This is a genomic window from Dellaglioa sp. CoH-57-MRSF-17, from assembly GCF_056782015.1.
The window spans coordinates 1-332 of sequence record NZ_JBXAXY010000098.1 but is presented as its reverse complement, the minus strand read 5'-3'; the positions used below and the strand labels follow the sequence as shown (position 1 = coordinate 332).

1 protein-coding gene is annotated in these 332 nt (G+C 54.2%); it reads left to right on the top strand.

Translation table 11 applies throughout. The features are described 5' to 3' along the window. Nucleotides 1-332, top strand: a 332-nt coding sequence (locus tag AC1RPJ_RS08040) for a hypothetical protein (RefSeq protein ID WP_481762887.1), incomplete at both ends; no start/stop codon positions are given.

Genomic DNA, 332 nt, shown 5'->3' with positions numbered 1-332 from the left:
GAGCTGAACGCTCTGGTCCGTACGTTCCAGCAGGCTGAGTACGATCCGCTTGGTGGATGGGTATCGACGCGTAATGCGGTACAGGCGATCGATATCCGTCCGGGTGGTGATTTTTGGCGATGGTATGACACTGCCGATGTACTGGTGCCTTACACGCTGCGAGCTATGGGCATCAGTGAAGCATTCATGGAAGGCGATACATCGTACGCAGCGGCCGAATCCGCATACTCGTCGTTCCTTGAGACGCAGAACGCGTATCGTCAGTATCTGACGGACAGCATCTTCTACTCGAAGATTTTTCCGCTGGTGGCCGTCGTCAACAACTTGTACAA